Here is a 20,796-nt window from a genome sequence, read left to right on the forward strand (position 1 = left end):
TTTTAGATTAGAAGCTTTTGAATAAATTTTGATACAATTCACCTAAAAAAGGCACTGGTTTTTGTTCGCCATTTAAAGCATTTAAAAACCCGAATAACCATAAAATAAAAATGAAAGTCCAAAAACCGGCAGAAACCATCCAGCTATCAAAATAGCCAACAGGATATCCTAATAAGAAAAATGTAATAAAAATTCCAAGGGCTTGACGTATATGAAAACTAGCGAAAGTGTTTTTAGTTTCACTATTCATAAAAATGGCGATAATAGTTCCAATGATGGTTAAGTAACTTACTATTGCCGTTTGTTTTCCTTGTTCTACTTCGTTCATAATTCAAAAATGTAATTATTAATTATTCATTACCAATTGTCCGTTGTTGTAAATTCCAATTGCTTTTCCTTTTAAATTTTTACCAAGGAAAGCAGAATTTTTAGATTTTGATACGATATTTTCTTTTCCAAATACCCAATTTTCATCTATAACAAACATTGAAATATCGGCTTTGTTTCCAGATGTGATTGAAGGATTATTTATATTAAAAACCAGTTTGTTAGCTGTTAATTTTTCAATTATTACTTCAAGTGGTAAAATGGTGGCTAAAGCACCAAAAGCACTCTCTAAACCAATAGTTCCGTCTTTCGCTAAATCGAATTCTAATTTTTTGTGTTCGATGTCTAAAGGATTATGATCTGATGTAATACAATCAATTGTTCCATCTAAAACAGCTTCAACTAATGCTTTGCGAGTTGCTTCTTCACGTAATGGAGGTAATACTTTGTATCTTGAATCAAATCCCATTAATTCTTCGTCATTTAAAACTAAATTGTGAACAGCAACACTACAAGTAACTTGTAAACCTTTTGCTTTTGCTTCTTTTATTAATTTGATACTTCCTTTTGTAGAAATAGTTGGTATATGTAATTTTCCACCAGTATATTCAAGTAAAAAAAGATTTCGTGCTACATGTAATTCTTCAGCTAATGCAGGAATTCCTTTCATTCCTAATTTGGTACTTACAACGCCTTCGTTTGCAATTCCAACGCCTTTTAAATTGCTGTCTTGACAAAATGCGATTAACATTCCGTCGAAATCTTGCACATATTGTAAGGCAATTTTCTGAAGATTTGCATTTTGTAATGCTTTTTGATAATCGCCAAAAGCAATAGCTCCAGCGTTTTTCATGTCGAATAATTCAGCTAAATCTGTTCCTTCGCTTCCTTTGGTTAAAGCTCCAATTGGATATAAAGAAGTAGCTTGGTTTTTAGCCTTATCTAATACAAATCGTACTTGCGATTGATTGTCAATTACTGGACTCGAATTTGGTTGTAAAGCTACTGCTGTAAATCCGCTTTTAGCAGCTACTTTTAAACCATTTTCTATTGTTTCTCGGTCTTCATACCCTGGTTCTCCAAAAGAAACCGAGCTGTCCATCCAACCTTTAGAAACGTGTAGGTTAGGAACATTCACTACTTCAAAACCTGAAGTTGCTTGAATGTCTTTTTCTATTTGAGTTATCGTTCCGTTTTCAATTTTAATGTCCATTATTTGGTTGTGAAATGAACTTGAAGGGTCGATAATTTTGGCTTGTTTTAGAATAACTTGCGTCATTTTACAAATTTTTGGATTAGTAGTTCTGTTATTAAAAATAGTAGTGTTGCGATGATAAACCATTTCCAAATTTCATTACTTGTTCTTTCTGAAGCAATGTCATTTAAAACGGTGGCTATGTTGTTTACTTTCGTAAAATTTTCAAAAGTTGTTGATGAAACTTGTGTTAAATCGCTTTCCGTTCTTGAATAGTTAAAACTGATTTTCTTTAGCGAATTGTTAGCTTTCATAACATCAAAATTGCCAGCCTCTTCAGGATAATCTCCAAAAGATAGTTTGCATTTTGTATTCAAAATTTGTTGCATTGGAATGAAACTATAGCCTTCTTTTTGTACCGAAACGACTTCGTCTTTGGCTAAAATGGTTTCTAAAATCAGGTTTTCGTTTTCACCAATGGTATAAGCGTTAATTCCCGTTTTGCCTTGATTTTGTCCCATGTTGTAAAAGGTAGGAACAATCAATGGTGCATTTTGAAAATTACTATTTTGTTTGTTTATTGGTGCAGAAAAAGCGTAAAAAGTTCCTAATCGATTCGTAGTTGAACCCACGAAAACCGAATTGTCTTCGTATTGTAAAATATTTGTTATTCCTGATAAAGTGAAACTTTCTTTTACATTTGGATATTGGAAATTACTCACTTTTTTCTCAAAAACCGTTTGATATAACGGATGATTAAAGTTGATTTTCGTGATTTGTTTTCCAGAAGTTGAAAGTTGGGAATAATTCAATCCACCGAAGTTTTTCGCGAAAGCATTTAATAAAGAAGGTGTGTTTTTTGCATTCGGAATTAAAACAATATTGCCTCCTTTTTCGTAGAAAGATTTTAGTGTAGTTCCCAGAGCAACTGGCAAATCTTCTAATTCATTCAACACAATCGCATCTTGATTTTCGATTTGATTGTAATCTAAAGTAGCTAATTCCGTGCTTTGGAAATTGAATTCATCAGCAGTGAAAATACGACTTAAGAAATTGTTTTTATCTGAATTTCCGATAGCGATTACATTTGCTTTTTCTGGTTTTGAAATGCTCAAATAGTAATCGTTGTCGTAGCTTAAGCTATTATCTTCGATACTTATGTTTCCGTGGAAATCGTTTTTTGGAATGGTGATTGCAATTTCTGTCTTTTGAGTTTCAAATTTTGCGATGGTTTTGGCAATCGCTTTGTTGTTACTGAAAACAGAAAGTGGCACTTCATTTTCAGTTTCTCCAAAAGCTTGAAGTGTAATTTTCAATTCGTAAAACTGATCCAAAACTTGTGAAATCGCCACCTTATCAATGCTGATGTTGGTTTTGTTTTGCGCTTCAGGTTGAATAAAATACACGACATTATTTTCTGCTAAATCCAATGCTTTTTTACTTTCGGATTGAATCGCATCGGTAATGATAACGTAATCTTTTTTGGTATTTTTCTTTTTGGTTTCCACTTGATTAATCAAATAATCCAACTGAAACGGCATTGCCGAATATTTTAAATTCTGTAATTCTTTTTGAATGGATTTGATATCGGTGTCCCAAAAAACTTCGGAATTGGTAAGTAATGAGAATTGTTGGTTTTCGGGTAATTCTTCTAATAAATCTTGAATGCTTCGTTTGAGTAATTCGCCTTTCGCACCTTTGGCTTGCATGGAAAACGAATTGTCTAATAAAATGATGAGTTCGTTTCCTTTGTTTGTAGTGTCTTTGGCATCAAAAAAGGGTTGGGCAAACGCTAAAATTAAACAAGTTAACAACAATAAACGTGTCGCCAACAACAACCATTTCTTGATTTTAGAACTTTTTCGGGTTTGAATTTGAAGTTCTTTCAGAAGCTTTACGTTAGTAAAATATTCTTTTTTAAAACGACGTAATTGAAATAAATGCACCAAAATTGGTATAACCAACAGAAAAAGGAAGTAGAGAATTTCTGGATGTTTGAACTGCATTTATAATTAGAATTTGTCAAAAGTACGAAATTCCATTTAGAATTTAGAAATTAGATTTCAGAAAATGTTGTATAGTATTTTTTGGAACGCAGATGACACGGATTTGAGAAATTTACACGGATTTTTTTCTGCCAACTAAAAACTGAACACTGACCACTAAAAAATTATCTCTTCTTTTTCTTCTCTGCACGTTTTCTTTCGACTGCTCGGTTTCTTGATTCTGTTTTTCTTGGAGTACGTTTTCCTGGACCGCCTAGGTTGACTTTTTTGTTTTTGTCTTTCTTTTCATGGAATGCTTGGCCGCCTTCTTTTTTTGGCGTTTTAAGTAAGAACTTCATTTTTTTCTTTTCCTTTTCGAAGTCTAAATAGCGTTCTTCTATTTTTAAATCTTCTGGGATTGGAAGTTCTTTAATTTCGGTATTCATTAATAATTCTACCTCAATTTTTGGTTCCACTTCACTTGGTGAAATTAAACTTATGGCAACCCCTGTTTTATCAGCACGACCGGTTCTACCAATACGGTGCATGTATTTTTCTGGTTCTTCGGTAAATTGTAAGTTGATAACGTGTGTAATATCGGAAATATCTAAACCACGCGCCATAATATCTGTAGTAACCAAACCTCTTAATTCGCCCGCTTGAAAAGCTGCCATCGTATTTAAACGATAATTTTGTGATTTGTTGGAGTGAATGACTCCAAATTGCTCTGGAAATTCGCTTTCTAAGGTTTCGGAAACTAATTCAACTATACGTTTGTTGTTTACGAAAATCAATACACGATCCATTCCTTCTGTTTCACGAACCAAATGTTTCAATAGGTTCAATTTGGTCAAGAAATTCGGAACTTGATATACAATTTGTTCGATTTGCTCTAATGGAGTTCCGCTTGGCGCCAAGGAAACTTCTTCTGGAAATTCGAAATATTCGTCTAACATTTCATCCACTTCTTCCGTCATAGTTGCCGAAAATAAGATATTTTGTTTTTTACCTCGCATCATGGTTAAGATGGAAGTCAATTGCGCACGGAATCCTAAATTTAATATTTCGTCAAATTCGTCGATTACTAATTTTTGTAAATTGTCGAAACGCAAAACGCCATCTAATCCTAAATCCATTACACGTCCTGGAGTTCCTACTAAAATATCAACACCTTCAGCTAAAGCTTTTCGTTGTGTGTTAATATTAACACCTCCATAAATACCAAGTGTACGCACACTCATATATTTAGTTAGCTTTTCAACTTCTTCTGCTACCTGAACTACTAATTCACGTGTTGGAACTAAAATAACAACTCTTGGCGATTCGTTATTTTGAAATTTCCATTGCTTAAGAATAGGTAATAAGTAGGCAAAGGTTTTACCAGTACCGGTTTGAGCAATTCCCATCATGTCTCTACCTGAAAGAATTACAGAATGCGATTTTTCTTGAATAGGCGTTGCGTGAACAAAACCTAATTCGTCTAATGCTTTTTGTAACGACTTTGGTAAATCAAATTCTAAGAATGCTTTCATAAACTGGTATTAAATTTGTGCAAAGGTACACAAACTTTTTGTAATGTTGTTTTGTGCTTTTTTTGTGAAAATAAATGCAATTTAATTTATAAAACAATATTTTCGCTTTAGTTTAGTTTTTACTCAAGCTATGAATAAGAAACTTGTCTTTTTATTACTTTTTACGTGCTGTTTTTTTTCCTGGAAAGGAAATGCACAAACCGTGGAAAAAAAAGGAGATAGTATTTCTATTTATCATGATATTAATGATTTTTCAAAGAAAAGTAAGTTTTCGAGATTCATTTATAAACTATTGTTTAGAGAATCGGCTCTTAAAGCAGAAAATATAATTCCTTCAAAGCCTAAGCCAAAAACTGTTCCTAAATATCAGGAAGGTAGAATCATTCGAAATATAACTATCGAAACGTTAGATCCATTTGGATATTCGGTTACAAACGAAAAGAAAATTCCAAAGCGTAAATTAGACAAAATAGGTAATTCGATACATATAAAGACCAAAGAAATTACCATTCGGAATTTGATGCTTTTTAAAAAGAATGATAAGCTAGATTCTAAATTAGTTGCCGAATCAGAACGTTTGATTAGAAGTCAGCGTTATGTGAGAGAAGTTACTATTGTACCAGTTACTATTCCAAATAATAAAGATTCAATAGATATTAAAATTCGAGTTTTAGATTCTTGGACTTTAATTCCTACTGGAAGTTTATCTTCTACGGAAAGTAGTGTTAAACTAACGGAGCGTAATATTTTAGGTTTTGGTCATTTGATAAGTGGAAATATTAAGAATCGATTTGATACAAAAGAACGAGCTGTTAATGCGCAGTATTCGATTAACAATATTAAAAATACATACATTCGTTTTGACCTGAATTATTCAAATGATTTTAATAATGATAGTAAAAGAAGTATCAATTTAAATCGTCCTTTTTATTCAGTTGTTGCTAAAAATGCGGGTGGTGTTTATTTTGAGAACCAACTTAAAACGGAAAAATTTCCTTTTAATGGTGATGTTGTTCCTGAAGTTTTCTCCTTTGACTTTCAAGAATATTGGTATGGAAGAGCTTTTAAAATAAATTCAAAAGAAAATCCTGAACGTTATTATAGTAATTTGATTGTTGCTCTTGCTTATAATGAAAAGGATTTTGATAGAAAACCGAGTGCAGCATTAGATCCATCTGATTATTTTTCTAATGAGAAAAACTGGATTGGAATGATAGGATTTTCAAGACAAAAGTTCTTTCAAGACAAATTTGTTTTCAACTATAACATTGTTGAAGATATTCCTTATGGTGAAAACATAGCTTTAATTATTGGTCATCAAGAGAAAAATAGTAATACCAGAATGTATACCGGATTGAGTGTTTCTTATGGTAAGAAATGTAAATTTGGATATGCAAGCACTTTTGCAGAATGGGGAAGTTTTTATGATGCTGGTTTAACCGAACAAACCACATTTAAATTTGGATTCAATTATTTTAGTCCGTTATTAACTTGGGGAAAATGGCATTTTAGACAATTTGTAAAGCCAACTTATGTATGGGGAAACAATCGTGATGATTCGTTTAAAGATCGTTTAACTTTACGTGATGAAGATGGATTGCCTGGTTTTAATGATTTATTAAACGGAATTCAAAAATGGACTGTTTCTTTTCAAACACAATCGTACATTCCAGGTAGTTGGTATGGATTTCGTTTTAGTCCTTATTTCAATGCTACTTTTGGTTCTTTGGCAAATGAAAAAGCTTTATTTTCGAGTAAAGTGTATTCTAAATTTAGTATAGGCGCTTTAATCAATAATGACTTTTTGGTTTTTAATAGTTTTCAAATTTCATTCTCATACTATCCTTCAATCCCTTTTAATGGAGACGATGTAATGAAAGTAAACTCATTTGAAAATACCAATTTAACGCTTTACGATTTTCAATTGTCGAAACCAGCTTATATTCGTTACGAATAGTTAAATTGTCATTGAAAATAACTTGGTTTCTGGTGCTTTTCGAATCAATCGTAAATCAAATGCCATACAAATATTGCGCACAAAAGGTTTTCCTTTTTCCGTAACAGTAATAGTATCATCAATAATAGATAATAAACCATCTTCTCGCATTTCTTCTAAACTGTCTAAAACAGTTGGTAATTCTGGGAAATTTAAAGATTCATCTTTCCAAGAAGTAGTAAATTGACACATTAAATTTAAAATGTGTTTTCTGATGATTAAATCTTCTTTTGTTAATATATGACCTCTAAAAACTGGAAGCTGGTCTTCAGAAAGATGGGTGTAATAATCTTCTAATTTTTTTTCATTTTGAGCAAAACTGTACCAACTATCACTAATAGAAGAGACTCCTAATCCAATCATTAATTGGGTTTTTGAAGCAGTATATCCCATAAAGTTACGATGTAATTTGCCTTCTTTAAATGAAGTGAACATACTATCATTTTCAAGTGCAAAATGATCCATACCTATTTCGTGATAACCGTTTTTAGCCAATTGCTTTTTTCCTTCTTCATACAATCGACGTTTTTCATCATCTTTTGGTAAATCTCCGTCTTTAAATCCGCGTTGTCCATTTCCTTTAATCCATGGCACATGTGCATAACTGTAAAATGCTAATCTGTCTGGTTGTAATGATTTTGTTTTATCGATAGTGTCTTTTACATCTTCTAGCGTTTGAAAAGGTAATCCAAAAATCAAATCGTGTCCAATAGAAGTATAACCAATTTCTTTTGCCCAAAAAGTTACTTTTGCCACATTATGAAAAGGTTGTACTCTATGAATAGCTTCTTGTACTTTTGGAGAATAATCTTGTACTCCAAAACTTACTCTTCTAAATCCTAAATCGTATAATGTTTGAAGATGTTGTTTTGTAGTATTGTTTGGATGACCTTCAAAGCTAAATTCGTGTTCTTCTGCTTTTGATGCATATTGAAAAATGCCATTTATAAGACGTTCTAAATTTTCAGGAGAAAAGAATGTTGGTGTTCCTCCTCCTAAATGAATTTCTTTAATAATTGGCTTTCTAGGAAATAAATCGCAATACAATTTCCATTCTTTTATAACAGCTGTAATATATGGATCTTCAACTTCATGGCGTTTGGTGATGCGTTTGTTACATCCACAAAACGTACATAAGCTTTCACAAAACGGAAGGTGTATGTATAAACTAATACCTTCTGTAGCATTAGATTCTTTGAAAGATTGTAACAAAGTTCTCTTCCAATCTTCTAAATGGAATTTTTCCTCTTCCCAATAAGGAACAGTTGGATAACTAGTATAGCGAGGTCCGGGAACGTTATATTTTTGTACAATTGAGACTGACATAGCAATAGATTTTTAGCACAGTACAAACTTAAAGTGCTTCTGAAAAATAAAAAATGATAATTGTCATGTTAAGTTTGTGTAACAAATATTACAGAAAAAAGATTTTTCAAATTGTACCTTTGGTAAAGAATAAAAAGTGAAATTATGAATGCAAAATTTAATGATATAATTAATAGTAATGATTTGGTTTTAGTAGACTTTTATGCCGATTGGTGTGGACCATGTAAAATGATGTCTCCTATATTACAAGATGTAAAATCTAATTTAGGCGATGCTGTAAAAATTATAAAAGTAAATGTAGATCAACATCAAGATTTAGCTAGTCATTTTATGGTAAGAGGAGTTCCTACTTTAATGCTTTTTAAGAAAGGAAAAATGCTTTGGAGACAATCTGGCGTGTTGAGCGCAAATGATTTAACTACGATTGTTAACAATCATTTGAATTAATTTTCTATATTTATAAATCAAAAAAAAGTTTTAATATGAAAATACGAGTTTTAAGTTTATTAGTTCTTTTTCTGGGTTTGACATCTTGTTTGAAAAATCAATCAGAAGGAGTACAAGTTTTAGATGTGGCAAAGTATGAACAAAAAATGATGCAACCTGATGTGCAGTTAGTTGATGTTCGAACACCAGAAGAATTTGCTGAAGGTCATATTGAAAACGCGATTAATATGGATATAAATGGGGATAATTTTGAAGCAAGTGTAGCCAATTTAGATAAAGAAAAACCAGTTATGGTATATTGCAAAGCAGGCGGAAGAAGTGCCAAAGCTGCTGCTAAATTAAAAGAAATGGGTTTTAAATCGATTTCTGATTTAGATGGTGGAATTACCAATTGGAATAGTGAAAATAAACCAACAGTTAAATAATTAAAATTTTAAATTATGAAAAAAAACGTAGGTACAGGAGATCGTTTTCTTCGCGTAATGATTGGAGTAATTGCATTGATTTTAGGACTTTCTGGTATGCTAGATGGAACTTTGAAGTGGATTGTTTTAGGCGTTGGAGCTGTAATGATAATAACATCTTCTGTCCAGTTTTGTCCTTTATACACTTTATTAGGTGTTAATACCAATAAAGAAAAAGGAAAAAAATAATTTAGAAATAAATAGTATTGTAAAGTATAATTTACCTTTGTGAATTATACTTTTTTTATTTTAAGAATATGATTACATGGCATGATTTTGAAAAGGTAGAGATGCGCATAGGAACTATAGTAGAAGTTAATGACTTTCCTAAAGCGAATAAACCTGCTTTTCAATTAACAATAGATTTTGGTTCGGAATTAGGAATTAAAAAATCTTCAGCGCAAATAACCAAACGTTATTCAAAAGAAGAATTAATTGGTAAACAAATAATCGCTGTTGTCAACTTTCCAAAAAAACAAATCGCTGATTTTATGAGTGAATGTTTGGTTTTGGGTTCAGTAGGAGATGGCAATGATATTGTTCTGCTTACTTCGGATATACCCGTTGAAAATGGGTTACGAATAGGATAAAAAAAATCCCAAATTCTAAAAAGAGTTTGGGATTTTTTTATTTTGATTAATGATTAAATATCATCAAAATCAATATTTGTAAAACTTTCAGCCGATTTTACTTCTTCGTTAACTTCGCTGTAAGTTTCTCTTTTGAAATCTTTTTGGTGTCTTTCAGAAATTACTTCTTCACCTTTTTGATCTAAAACAAAATCAGTCATTTCGTCTAAAATTTCACGGAAAGCAGCGAAATCTTCTTTGTACAAATAAATTTTGTGTTTTTTAAAGTGAAATGAACCATCTTCTTCAGTAAATTTTTTACTTTCAGTAATGGTAATGTAGTAATCATCTGCTTTTGTAGCTCTTACATCAAAGAAATACGTTCTTCTTCCTGCACGCAATACTTTAGAAAAAATATCCTCTTTTTCTAACATGTCATTTTCTCTCATAATCCTACTGTCAATTAATTAGTGTTATAGCGTCTCAAAAATCTAAAAAAAAATCGATAAAACAAAAGTTTAATCAAAATCTTTTTCCGAAAGTTGTTTTAAAAACAGTTCTTTGTAATAACCATTTTGTTCTAATAGTTGAGAATGAGTGCCTTGCTCCTTAATTTTTCCTTCATCTAAAATTAAAATCCAATCGGCATTTTTTGCAGATGAAACTCTATGACTAACAATTATAGTTGTTTTGTCTTTGCAATATTCTAGCAAATTATTTAGAATGGTTTCTTCAGTTTCGGTATCTACAGCACTCAAACAATCATCTAAAAGTAGGATAGGAGCATTTTTAATTAAAGCTCGTGCAATAGAAACGCGCTGTTTTTGACCACCCGAAAGTGTAATTCCTCTTTCTCCTAATATAGTTTCGTATTGATGATTAAAAGCCATAATGTTATCATGAACTACAGCTTTTTTTGCAGCTTCCATTACTTCTTCCTCTGTTGCATTTTCATTTCCAAACTTAATATTGTTTTTTATACTATCCGAAAACAGAAAGGCATCTTGTGGAACAACACTTATTTGGTTTCTTAAATCAAATAAATTTAAGTCTTTAACATCTTTATTATCAATAAAAACAGTTCCATGATTTGTATCGTAAAGTCTGCTAATTAATGTTAGAAGTGTTGATTTTCCAGAACCTGTTTTTCCTAAAATAGCTAATGTTTTTCCTTTTTTAACTTCAAATGAGATATTTTCTAATGCTTTTATTTTAGTGTCTTCGTATTCAAATGAAACGTTGTTAAATTTAATTGCACCATCTATTGTAGTATGAGCACTTACAGTATTTTTAATTTCAGGTTTTTCTTTTAAAAATTCATTGATACGTTTTTGTGATGCTTCTGCTTCTTGTACTAATGAAGAAACCCAACCTAATGAAGCTACTGGCCAAGTTAACATATTAATGTATAAAATGAATTGGGCAATAACTCCAATACTAGCTATTTCAGGATCGTTGTTTATGTACATAGAACCACCAACATATACCACAACCAAGTTACTCAATCCAATTAGTAAAATCATTAATGGTCCAAAAAGTGAATTTACCAAAGCCAAATCCATTGCTTTAGTTTTGCTTTCTGTGCTTAAATCATTAAACTCTTTTTGCTTTTTAGATTCGATGGCATAAGCTTTAATAACGCGTATTCCGGAAAAAATTTCTTGAGTAAAACTTGAAAGCGTTGATAGGTTTTTCTGAAATTCACCACTTTTCTTGTGAATCATAGAGCTTATTTTGAAAATGCTATACGATAAAAGAGGCAAGGGCAATAATGAATATAAAGTAAGTTTTGGCGAAATGTTGTACATGTAAATCACTACAATTGTAAAACGCATTAAGGTATTCAAAGAATACATCACCGCTGGTCCTACATACATTCTTACTTTACTAACGTCTTCACTTATTCTATTCATCAAATCTCCTGTGCGATTACGTTTGTAAAAACTTTGTGATAAAGTTTGGTAATGATTGAAGATTTCGTTTTTCAAATCAAACTCAACATAACGTGACATAACAATTAGTGTTTGACGCATTAAGAAGGTGAAAAATCCTGCAATAATAGTGGTGCCTAAAATCAGTAAAATATTGTGAAAAAGTGTTTTTTTGAAGCTAAGTAAGTCACCATCAGCGCTTTTTACGTAATCTTCAATCACTTTTATAGAGTTTCCAATTAACTCTGGAGTAAATAAAGAGAAGATTTGCGCTACAATTGTAATGAAAATTCCGAGTAGGAAACGATATTTGTATTTGACAAAGTATTTGTTTAAATATTGTAATTCTTTCATAGTATTCTTTAGGGCGATAACATTTCTGTATCAAATTCATTAAAAAGATAATCAATTGATAATGAACGATTATCGTGTTTTTTAGCATTTCATTGCTAAATTATTAAAATAAATATAATTTTTTGAATCATTTTAAAATTATTCGTAATATTGTAATTAAATATTGAATAATTTTCAACTCAACTCAAATCGCATGACAGCAGAATTATTAAAAGCAAATGAGCTTCATAAAGTAGATCCAGTTTTTGGTCAAGTATCTTTTGATGGTCATGAACAAGTTGTATTTTGTCACGACAAAGATACAGGATTAAAAGCAATTATCGGAGTTCATAACACAGTTTTAGGACCTGCTTTAGGAGGAACTAGAATGTGGAATTATACAAATGAATGGGAAGCATTGAACGATGTTTTACGTTTGTCTAGAGGAATGACTTTCAAAAACTCTATTTCTGGATTAAATTTAGGTGGAGGTAAAGCCGTAATTATTGGTGATGCTAAAACTCAAAAAACTCCTGAATTAATGCGTCGTTTCGGACAATTTGTAGATTCTTTATCTGGAAAATATATCACTGCAGAAGATGTTGGGATGGAAACTAAAGATATGGATACTGTAAACGAAGTTACAAAACACGTAGCGGGTATTTCAGTTGAAAGAGGTGGTTCTGGTAACCCTTCTCCTGTTACTGCTTATGGTGTTTTCATGGGAATGAAAGCAGCTGCTAAATACAAATTTGGTTCTGATAACTTAGAAGGTAAAAGTGTTTTAGTACAAGGTATTGGTCACGTAGGTGAAGTTTTAGTGCAACACTTAACAGAAAGTGGTGCAATTGTTACTATTACAGATATCAATGAAGATAGAGTTCACCAAGTAGGAGCTAAATACGGAGCTAAAATTTTTACAGGTAAAGATTTATATAGTGCTGATGTAGATATTTATGCACCTTGTGCTTTAGGAGCAACAATTAATGATGTAACTATCGATAACATCAAAGCTTCAATTATTGCTGGTGCTGCTAATAACCAATTAGCAAACGAGGCAATACATGGAAAAATCTTAAAAGAAAAAGGAATTTTATATGCTCCTGATTTCTTAATTAATGCTGGAGGTGTTATTAATGTATATTCTGAATTGGTAAAATGGACTAATGCTCAGGTTATGGAGAAAACAGAAAACATCTATAACACAGCTTTAGAAATTTTCAAATTTGCTGATGACAATAATATCACAACACATCAAGCAGCTTTTTCTATGGCTCAAAAACGTATTGATGATGCAAAAAATGAATTAAAGAAGTAATTCATTTTAAATAATATTGTATTTTTGCAGAGCGAAAGAGTTATTCTTTCGCTCTCTTAATTTTATAAAGTTCTTAATTAGTATGTTAAACAGAAGACATATCCGTGTAAAAGTGATGCAAAGTATTTATTCGATGCATCAACATCAGTCTGATAATTTGGATAAAGAAGAAAAATTTATTTTCCAAAGTATCGAGAATACTCAAAACTTATATCTTTTATTACTTTCAGCCCTTATTGAAATAAAAAAGAAAGAAGAGGAATACATTGATTTAGCTTCAAAAAAACACTTAGCTACTAAAGAAGAACGAAATCCTAATTTAAAATTCGTAAACAATAAAATTCTTGTTTTATTAGCAGAATCAGAAGCTTTAGAAACAGCTTTAGATGATAATGATATTAATAATTGGAAATTAAACGATGATATTATTTTAAGTTTAATTGATACAATTAAAGAAAGCGAATTGTATAAGGATTATATGTCAAATGCTAAATCTAGTTTTGACGATGACAAATATTTCATTGTAAATTTATATACTGAAGTTATTGCTCCAAGTGATCGTTTGTATGATTATTTAGAAGATTATAAATTAACTTGGGTTGATGATTTACCAGGAATCAATACATTAATCGTAAAACAGCTAAAACAATTAAAATCGGAAAGTGATACTTTAATTGTTCCTAAAGTTTACAAAGATTCAGATGATAAAGAGTTTGTGAAGAACTTGTTTAGAAAAACGGTTTTAAACGAAGTTGAATTATCAAAAGAATATATAGATAAAACACCTAACTGGGATGTGGAGCGTATTGCAGAAATAGACACTATTATTTTAAAAATGGCTATTTGCGAATTGTTAAAATTCCCTTCAATTCCAACTAAAGTAACAATTAACGAATATTTAGAAATTGCAAAAGAGTATTCTACGCCAAAAAGTAGTATTTTTATCAACGGAATTTTGGACAACTTGGTAAAAGAGTTTAGCCGAGATGGAAAATTAAATAAAGCGGGTAGAGGTTTATTATAAAATTTTTAAAAATATGATAAGAAAGTCAGTTGGGTTATTAACCCTTTCATTAATGGTATTAGCAACAGCTTGTAAACAAGAAAGTGCAGCAGACAAAATTACAGATGCTGATATGAAAGCTATTCAAGAAGCTAATGCAATTGCAGGTAAAGTTGCAAAAATAGAGTTAGATAAAGAAGTTCATGATTTTGGAACTATTAAAGAAGGTGATATTGTAGAAACCGAATTTATTGTGAAAAATGTTGGTGATTCTGATTTATTAATTCATGATGCAAAAGGAAGTTGCGGTTGTACAGTTCCATTGCCTCCAAAAGAACCAATTAAGTCAGGTGATTCTGCACCAATAAAAGTATCTTTTGATTCAAAAAACAAGCCAGGGCAGCAAGAAAAAACAGTTACTTTAACTACTAATACTGCTAATGGACACGAGACGTTTAAGATTAAAGCCAATGTAACACCAGCTGCTAAATAGTAGCTAAATAAATATAGATATGAATCCAAGTTTAGCAATACAAGTTGTATTAATGATTGCCGTGTTTTATTTTTTATTAATAAGACCACAACAACAAAGAGCCAAAAAAGAAAAAGCATTTGAAACCGGATTAAAAGTTGGGGATAGAATTATCACAAAAGCTGGAATTCATGGTAAGATTGCAGAAATGAATGAGGACACAATTGTTGTAGAGACTATGGCAGGAAAAATTAAAATGGAAAAATCTGCTATTTCAATGGAAATGAGTGCTAAATTAGCTGCAAAATAAGATTTTAAAATTATTTAAAAAGCCGAATTTCTTTAATGAAATTCGGCTTTTTTATTTAATAACTATCGGTATTTATCATTTAATCCTTTACCTTCTAATATCAACGGGAGAATTTTTTCTAATCGAGCTATTTGCGTTTTCTCTTGCTTTGCAGAATTAATGTGCTCTATGAATTCTCTTTGTTTATAGGGTGTAAACGAATTGAATTTTTCTTTTAGCATTGAATTTTTATCTAACTCTACTTCAAGAATAGTTGGAATAATAGTCTCTTTCTTTTCTTTAGGAATAAACAAACCTTTGTCTTCAATTTCTATTGCTTCATTAATATAAGATAAAATCAATTTCTCATCTATCTCATTAATAGAATTAAATCGCATTTGGCGCAATGATTTTGTATTTTCTTCATTGGCATTGATAAGCAATTTTTTTTCATCTTTAAGGAAAACACCATTATAAAACCAAATTCCGAAATAGGATTTAAAACCACCCAATCCTACAACATTTTTATTATTGTAGGTATAAACAGGACCACCCCATTTTACAGTTTTAATTAAAGGTGTTTTTCGAATAATTGCATGTAATTTATCCAATTCTTCACTCCATTGATTGGTTTTATTCCATTTATTTTCTTTTTCCATTCATGTTAAGATTTGAGAAAATATAATAATTTTAAAATTTTACTTTTACCGTAATAGGTTTTCCTTCGCGCATGATAATAACATCTTTTTCGTCTCCAGCATTTAATTGCGCTAAACAGTCCATGTAGCTATAAACTTCTTTTATTTCGCAATCACCAATTTTAACTAGAATGTCTCCAGCTAAAATTCCTGCAGTATGAGCAGGTCGATTATCAGTAACACCATCGATGTGTAAACCATCTCCATGATCGGTATAATCTGGCATGATTCCTAATGTAACTTTGTATTTAGGGACAATTTTTTCTGAATTCATGGCAGTTTTAGTAAATTCAATTTTATCAAGTTTTTCAATATCTGAACTTACTCTAAATACATAATCAACAATGTTTCTTACACCATAATAGTTGATTTTATCTTCATCATCACTAGGTTTGTGATAGTCGTTATGTGTTCCTGTAAAGAAATACAAAACCGGAATATCTTTTAGGTAAAAAGAAGTGTGATCAGATGGACCTTGACCAGCATTGTCCAAAGTTACATTGAATCCAGCTGGTTTGTTTTTGGTTACAATGTTTGAAAATTCTGGAGCAGTTCCAACACCACCTACAACTAAACTTTTATCTTTATCTAAACGTCCAATCATGTCCATGTTAATCATTGTAACTACATTTGGATACAATGATTTTAAAGTTTCTGCCATATGTTTTGATCCAATTAAACCATCTTCCTCTCCTGAAAATAAAGCAAAAATGTAATTGGCATTTTCTTTGGTTTTATTAGTAGATAACATTCGAGCTAATTCTAATACTCCAGCAACTCCTGAAGAATTGTCATCTGCTCCGTTATGAATTTCTCCATGAGAATTAGGTTTTGTAGAATGATTGTGTTCGTTTAACCCTAAATGATCGTAATGCGCTCCAATTACTATTGTCTTAGAAGCTTTATTGTCTAAAAAGGCAATTACATTGGTTCCATTATTTGCTTTATCACCAGAACCATCTGTTGCATGTGGGTTTAATTTTACTTTATAATTGAATTTTTGGAAATAAGTATTATTAGCATAAGGTTTTAATCCTAAAGTTTTGAATTCTTTTGCAATATATTCAGCTGCTTTTTTCTCTCCTTCCGAACCCGTTAAACGTCCTTGTAATTCATCAGAAGCTAAATAGCTAATATGTTTTTTTAATGATTTTGGTTGAGCAATTTCAGTAACATCACCTTCAACCCAATCGGCTATAAAAACATTAGTTTCTCTTGGTTTGCTTTGCATTCTATTGCTCGAGAAAACTAGTTTTTTTCCATCAGGTGAAAACATTGGAAACGCATTGAATTCGCTTTCCCATGTAATTTGCTGTAAGTTTTCTCCATTAATATCAATCATAAACAATTGAAAATCGTAACCACGAGTAGAATGATGATTTGAAGAAAAGATAATTTTTTTATCAGAAGGGTGGAAGTAAGGCGCCCAATTTGCCTTTCCAAGACTTGTAATTTGTTTTAAATCGGAACCATCTATGTTACAAGTGTAGATTTCCATTTCAGAAGGCGCTACTAAGTTTTGCGCTAATAAATCTTTATATTCTTTAATCGCTTCTGCTGTTTTTGGTCGAGATGAACGGAATACAATTTTCTTACTATCATGCGAAAAGAAGCAACCACCATCATATCCTAATCCGAATGTGATTTGCTTTAAATTACTTCCATCGATATCCATAGTGTAGATTTCTAAATCGCCACTTCTAATGCTGGTAAACGCTATTTTTTTTCCATCAGGTGAAACTACTGCTTCAGCATCATATCCTGGAGTATTGGTTAATTGCTTTTTGATATTTCCGTTTAAATCGGCTATATAAATATCATATTCCGGATAAATTGCCCAAAGATATTTTCCTTCAATTGGTTTTGGTGGAGGAGGACAAGAGTGGTCAGCAGCATGTGTTGATGCATAAAGAATATGTTTGCCGTCTGGCATATAAAAAGAACAAGTAGTCCTTCCTTTTCCAGTAGAAACTAACTTTAAACTTTTTTCGTTGAATTCTTGTGCTTTTAAATCTAACATAAAAATTTGGTCACAAGAAACACCGAAGGCTTTATTGGTTACTTGAAGTGTTAGTTTATCTCCTTTCGGACTAAAATAAGCTTCTGCATTATCGCCTCCAAAGGTTAATTGTTTAATGTTTTTTAAATGTTTTTCTTGTGAAAATGAAATAAGAGTAAAACTAAAAGTGAAAGCAAGAGTAAGCGCTTTCTTAAAATTTATAGTTTGTGACATACTAATGATTTGATTTTAAGTATATATGATTGAAATACGAATATACAAAAAAAGACAAGCTGATTAAACTTGTCTTTAATAATACTTGTCGTTCTGACGCTACAATCGGTTTAAGGGTTACGAAGCAGAGTATTTTCTGCTAAACGAAAATAGTGTTTAAAAAAGATAATTCCACTAAATCCGTAAATTGCTTGTAACAGCTCTGATAGCTTCTGTATTTATTGCGTCAATTTTATTATCTTTTCTATTTTTTCGCTTGTTATGTCAAAAGCTACGGTTTTAGTCTTATGAATTGGACTGTCATAACCATAAATAGTTGTTTTGTCAAAGGAACGAATGTCAAGAACTCTAAATGTCTTGGCGAATATTTTAAGTTCCATTGTCTTTGTGTCAACTACTCCAATTTGTTGAATTGTTCCTTTCAAAAATTTTCTTGTCCAGATAGGGATTGCAAACAATTGTCCGTCTGTCTCCCAAGCTGGAGGTCCGCCACACCAATCATTTATTTTAATTTTTCTTTCGTTGCCTGTTTCTATGAAACATTGTCCACCGATTGGTGCTCCCATCGCAATTTCATTTAGGTTGTAATAAATAACTTTATGAAAATTGTCTATCGAAGCAAGTTTCTTGTCAGTATTTTGAAAGTCCCAAGGATTTGGATAAGTGTCTATCATTTTAGTGTTTTCTGAATATAGCGGCTAACTACTTTATAAAAGTTTTATTTTTTATTTGAAGCAGTTATTTCAGCAATTTTCACAATGACTTCAGTTGCTTTTACCATACTTTCTACCGGAACATATTCGTATTTACCATGGAAATTATGTCCGCCAGCAAAAATGTTTGGACATGGTAAACCTTTGTAAGATAATTGACAACCATCAGTTCCTCCTCTAATAGGTTTTATGATTGGTTTTATTCCCAATTCGTTCATTGCTTTTTCAGCAATTTCAACAATATGAAAAACAGGTTTTACTTTTTCTTTCATATTGTAATATTGGTCTTTCACTTCAGCAACTACAATTTCATCACCAAATTGTTTTTTCCATTTTTTGTTGAATTTGTTTGCCAATTCATGAATGAACTCTTTGCGTTCTTTGAATTTTTTAGCACTATGATCTCTGATGATTAATTCAACAACTGTTTCTTCAATGCTTCCTGAAATTCCTACTACGTGGAAAAATCCTTCGTATCCTTTAGTTTTTTCAGGAATTTCGTTTTTAGGTAATTTCGAAATAAATTGATTTGCTAAAAGCATCGAGTTTATCATTTTTCCTTTTGCGTAACCTGGATGAACACTTTTTCCTTTGAAAATAATTTTAGCTCCAGCAGCATTAAAGTTTTCGTATTCTAATTCACCAATTTGACTTCCGTCCATGGTATAAGCCCATTCGCAACCAAATTTCTCAACATCAAATTTATGAGCGCCACGACCAATTTCTTCATCAGGTGTAAATCCTACACGGATTTTTCCGTGCTTAATTTCAGGATGTTGAATTAAGTACTCCATAGCCGACATAATTTCTGTAATTCCGGCTTTATCATCAGCACCTAAAAGTGTTGTGCCATCAGTAGTAATTAACGTTTGCCCTTTGTATTGTAATAAGTCTTTAAAATAGCTTGGCGATAAAACAATGTTTTGTTTTTTATTTAAAACGATATCACCACCATCATAATTTTTTACAATTTGAGGTTTTACATTAGCTCCAGTAAAATCAGGAGTTGTGTCGTAATGTGAAACAAATCCGATAGTAGGAACTTCGTGTTTTACATTACTTTCAAGAGTTGCCATAACGTAACCATTTTTATCAATAGTTACATCTGTCATCCCCATTGCTTTTAGTTCTTTAACTAATAAATTAGCAAGGTCCAATTGTTTTTTTGTACTTGGAGTTGTGTCAGAATTTGGATCTGATTCAGTGTCTATAGTAACGTAGCTTATAAAGCGATCGATAATGTGTTGCATGTATATATAATTTATACAAATATAAGTAATGATGTACTTAAATTAAAATTCAATTAACTTTTAAAGTTGTTAATTATGTATTTATTGTACAAACAAAAAAATCCTACATTTCTGTAGGATTTAATTTTTGTGGGCAATAAGGGATTCGAACCCCTGACCCCCTCGGTGTAAACGAGGTGCTCTGAACCAGCTGAGCTAATTGCCCCAATAAAGTGCTTTACTATTTCTGTATTGCGAGTGCAAATATACAAGGAATATTTGTTTCTGCAAGTGTTTAAGGGAAAAAAATTACTTTTTTTCTATCTTTTCTAATAGTACTTTATTTGTGTAATTTACCATAGTAATGGTAATGTCTTCATTTTTAGAAGTTTTACCTTCAATAACGTATATTTTACCTTTTTTATAAGGTTCATTACTTTTTCCAAAATCAACATCTCCATGTTGTAAACTCATCTTGATGTCTTCTAAAGTAACCCATTTTGCATTTAATGCTTGTTGTGCAACTGAATCGATTTCCAGTGATTTACTTCTTAAATCTTTTAAAACACGACAATTTGGTAAATAACAAAATTGTACACCTTTATCATCTGCTTTTGCTTTTAAAAACCACATAACAAAAACACCTCCTAAAAATAAACCAAATAAGTAATAAGCTAATCGAAACTGAAATTTCATAAAATAATAATTTGTGCAAATTTACTATAAAATCTACACA

21 protein-coding genes and 1 tRNA gene are annotated in these 20,796 nt (G+C 31.2%); 9 read left to right on the top strand and 13 right to left on the bottom strand.

All coding sequences use genetic code 11. The features are described 5' to 3' along the window. Positions 1–7 precede the first annotated feature (7 nt). From LOS89_RS05405 to LOS89_RS05420, 4 genes are all read right to left on the bottom strand, one after another. Complete coding sequence (locus tag LOS89_RS05405) at positions 8–328, bottom strand: DUF4870 domain-containing protein (RefSeq protein ID WP_231836814.1); 321 nt, start codon at positions 326–328, stop codon at positions 8–10. Positions 329–346: 18 nt separating this feature from the next. Next, on the bottom strand, positions 347–1,606 hold the full coding sequence (locus LOS89_RS05410) for a dihydroorotase (RefSeq protein ID WP_231836815.1): 1,260 nt from the start codon (positions 1,604–1,606) through the stop codon (positions 347–349). Continuing rightward, positions 1,603–3,528: a vWA domain-containing protein gene (locus LOS89_RS05415; protein WP_231836816.1), complete on the bottom strand. Its 1,926-nt coding sequence runs from the start codon at positions 3,526–3,528 to the stop codon at positions 1,603–1,605. The genes LOS89_RS05410 and LOS89_RS05415 overlap by 4 nt, the downstream gene beginning before the upstream one ends. Before the next feature lie 164 nt (positions 3,529–3,692). After that, positions 3,693–5,039 carry a DEAD/DEAH box helicase gene (locus LOS89_RS05420; protein ID WP_231836817.1) on the bottom strand — a complete coding sequence of 449 codons (1,347 nt, stop codon included), beginning with the start codon at positions 5,037–5,039 and terminating at the stop codon, positions 3,693–3,695. Positions 5,040–5,241: 202 nt separating this feature from the next. Here LOS89_RS05420 and LOS89_RS05425 point away from each other — a divergent pair, with 202 nt between their 5' ends. Next, positions 5,242–6,996: a BamA/TamA family outer membrane protein gene (locus tag LOS89_RS05425; RefSeq protein WP_231836818.1), complete on the top strand. Its 1,755-nt coding sequence runs from the start codon at positions 5,242–5,244 to the stop codon at positions 6,994–6,996. Here the strand turns inward: LOS89_RS05425 and hemN are convergent, their stop codons facing one another. After that, the gene (hemN, locus tag LOS89_RS05430) at positions 6,997–8,361 is read right to left on the bottom strand and encodes an oxygen-independent coproporphyrinogen III oxidase (protein ID WP_231836819.1); all 1,365 of its coding nucleotides are present in this window, start codon (positions 8,359–8,361) and stop codon (positions 6,997–6,999) included. A gap of 144 nt (positions 8,362–8,505) precedes the next feature. On the opposite strand from hemN, the gene trxA reads away from it, so the two are divergent. From trxA to LOS89_RS05450, 4 genes are all read left to right on the top strand, one after another. Further along, positions 8,506–8,808, top strand: coding sequence for a thioredoxin (gene trxA / locus LOS89_RS05435; protein WP_231836820.1), 303 nt, complete (start codon positions 8,506–8,508; stop codon positions 8,806–8,808). A gap of 35 nt (positions 8,809–8,843) precedes the next feature. Next, on the top strand, positions 8,844–9,233 hold the full coding sequence (locus tag LOS89_RS05440; protein ID WP_231836821.1) for a rhodanese-like domain-containing protein: 390 nt from the start codon (positions 8,844–8,846) through the stop codon (positions 9,231–9,233). Between the two features lie 15 nt (positions 9,234–9,248). After that, positions 9,249–9,461, top strand: a complete 213-nt coding sequence (locus tag LOS89_RS05445; RefSeq protein WP_231836822.1) for a YgaP family membrane protein — start codon at positions 9,249–9,251, stop codon at positions 9,459–9,461. Between the two features lie 68 nt (positions 9,462–9,529). After that, positions 9,530–9,862, top strand: a complete 333-nt coding sequence (locus LOS89_RS05450; RefSeq protein WP_231836823.1) for a tRNA-binding protein — start codon at positions 9,530–9,532, stop codon at positions 9,860–9,862. 53 nt (positions 9,863–9,915) lie between these two features. Here LOS89_RS05450 and LOS89_RS05455 read toward each other — a convergent pair whose 3' ends face one another. Both LOS89_RS05455 and LOS89_RS05460 read right to left on the bottom strand, forming a co-directional pair. Beyond that, positions 9,916–10,290: a PUR family DNA/RNA-binding protein gene (locus LOS89_RS05455; RefSeq protein WP_231836824.1), complete on the bottom strand. Its 375-nt coding sequence runs from the start codon at positions 10,288–10,290 to the stop codon at positions 9,916–9,918. A 69-nt stretch (positions 10,291–10,359) separates the two neighbouring features. Next, the gene (locus LOS89_RS05460; protein ID WP_231836825.1) at positions 10,360–12,126 is read right to left on the bottom strand and encodes an ABC transporter ATP-binding protein; all 1,767 of its coding nucleotides are present in this window, start codon (positions 12,124–12,126) and stop codon (positions 10,360–10,362) included. 193 nt (positions 12,127–12,319) lie between these two features. Between LOS89_RS05460 and LOS89_RS05465 the strand changes: the two genes are divergently transcribed. From LOS89_RS05465 to yajC, 4 genes are all read left to right on the top strand, one after another. Next, positions 12,320–13,423, top strand: coding sequence for a Glu/Leu/Phe/Val dehydrogenase dimerization domain-containing protein (locus tag LOS89_RS05465; RefSeq protein ID WP_231836826.1), 1,104 nt, complete (start codon positions 12,320–12,322; stop codon positions 13,421–13,423). A gap of 115 nt (positions 13,424–13,538) precedes the next feature. Further along, a complete protein-coding gene (nusB, locus tag LOS89_RS05470; RefSeq protein WP_231837044.1) occupies positions 13,539–14,447 on the top strand; it encodes a transcription antitermination factor NusB in 909 nt (302 codons plus the stop codon). A gap of 13 nt (positions 14,448–14,460) precedes the next feature. Continuing rightward, complete coding sequence (locus tag LOS89_RS05475; protein WP_231836827.1) at positions 14,461–14,919, top strand: DUF1573 domain-containing protein; 459 nt, start codon at positions 14,461–14,463, stop codon at positions 14,917–14,919. Between the two features lie 19 nt (positions 14,920–14,938). Continuing rightward, the gene (gene yajC, locus LOS89_RS05480) at positions 14,939–15,208 is read left to right on the top strand and encodes a preprotein translocase subunit YajC (RefSeq protein ID WP_231836828.1); all 270 of its coding nucleotides are present in this window, start codon (positions 14,939–14,941) and stop codon (positions 15,206–15,208) included. A 62-nt stretch (positions 15,209–15,270) separates the two neighbouring features. Here the strand turns inward: yajC and LOS89_RS05485 are convergent, their stop codons facing one another. From LOS89_RS05485 to LOS89_RS05510, 6 genes are all read right to left on the bottom strand, one after another. Beyond that, a complete protein-coding gene (locus LOS89_RS05485; protein ID WP_231836829.1) occupies positions 15,271–15,846 on the bottom strand; it encodes a YdeI/OmpD-associated family protein in 576 nt (191 codons plus the stop codon). Positions 15,847–15,877: 31 nt separating this feature from the next. Beyond that, the gene (locus LOS89_RS05490; protein ID WP_231836830.1) at positions 15,878–18,118 is read right to left on the bottom strand and encodes a M20/M25/M40 family metallo-hydrolase; all 2,241 of its coding nucleotides are present in this window, start codon (positions 18,116–18,118) and stop codon (positions 15,878–15,880) included. A 218-nt stretch (positions 18,119–18,336) separates the two neighbouring features. After that, a complete protein-coding gene (locus LOS89_RS05495) occupies positions 18,337–18,792 on the bottom strand; it encodes a hypothetical protein (protein WP_231836831.1) in 456 nt (151 codons plus the stop codon). A gap of 44 nt (positions 18,793–18,836) precedes the next feature. Further along, positions 18,837–20,081 (bottom strand): peptidase T, encoded by a 1,245-nt coding sequence (pepT, locus tag LOS89_RS05500; protein ID WP_231836832.1) that lies wholly within the window; start codon positions 20,079–20,081, stop codon positions 18,837–18,839. A 130-nt stretch (positions 20,082–20,211) separates the two neighbouring features. Next, a tRNA-Val gene (locus LOS89_RS05505) sits at positions 20,212–20,286 on the bottom strand. An 83-nt stretch (positions 20,287–20,369) separates the two neighbouring features. Next, positions 20,370–20,756: a DUF4258 domain-containing protein gene (locus tag LOS89_RS05510; RefSeq protein WP_231836833.1), complete on the bottom strand. Its 387-nt coding sequence runs from the start codon at positions 20,754–20,756 to the stop codon at positions 20,370–20,372. Positions 20,757–20,796 lie beyond the last annotated feature (40 nt).

The organism is Flavobacterium channae (assembly GCF_021172165.1).
Taxonomy (GTDB): Bacteria; Bacteroidota; Bacteroidia; order Flavobacteriales; family Flavobacteriaceae; genus Flavobacterium; species Flavobacterium channae.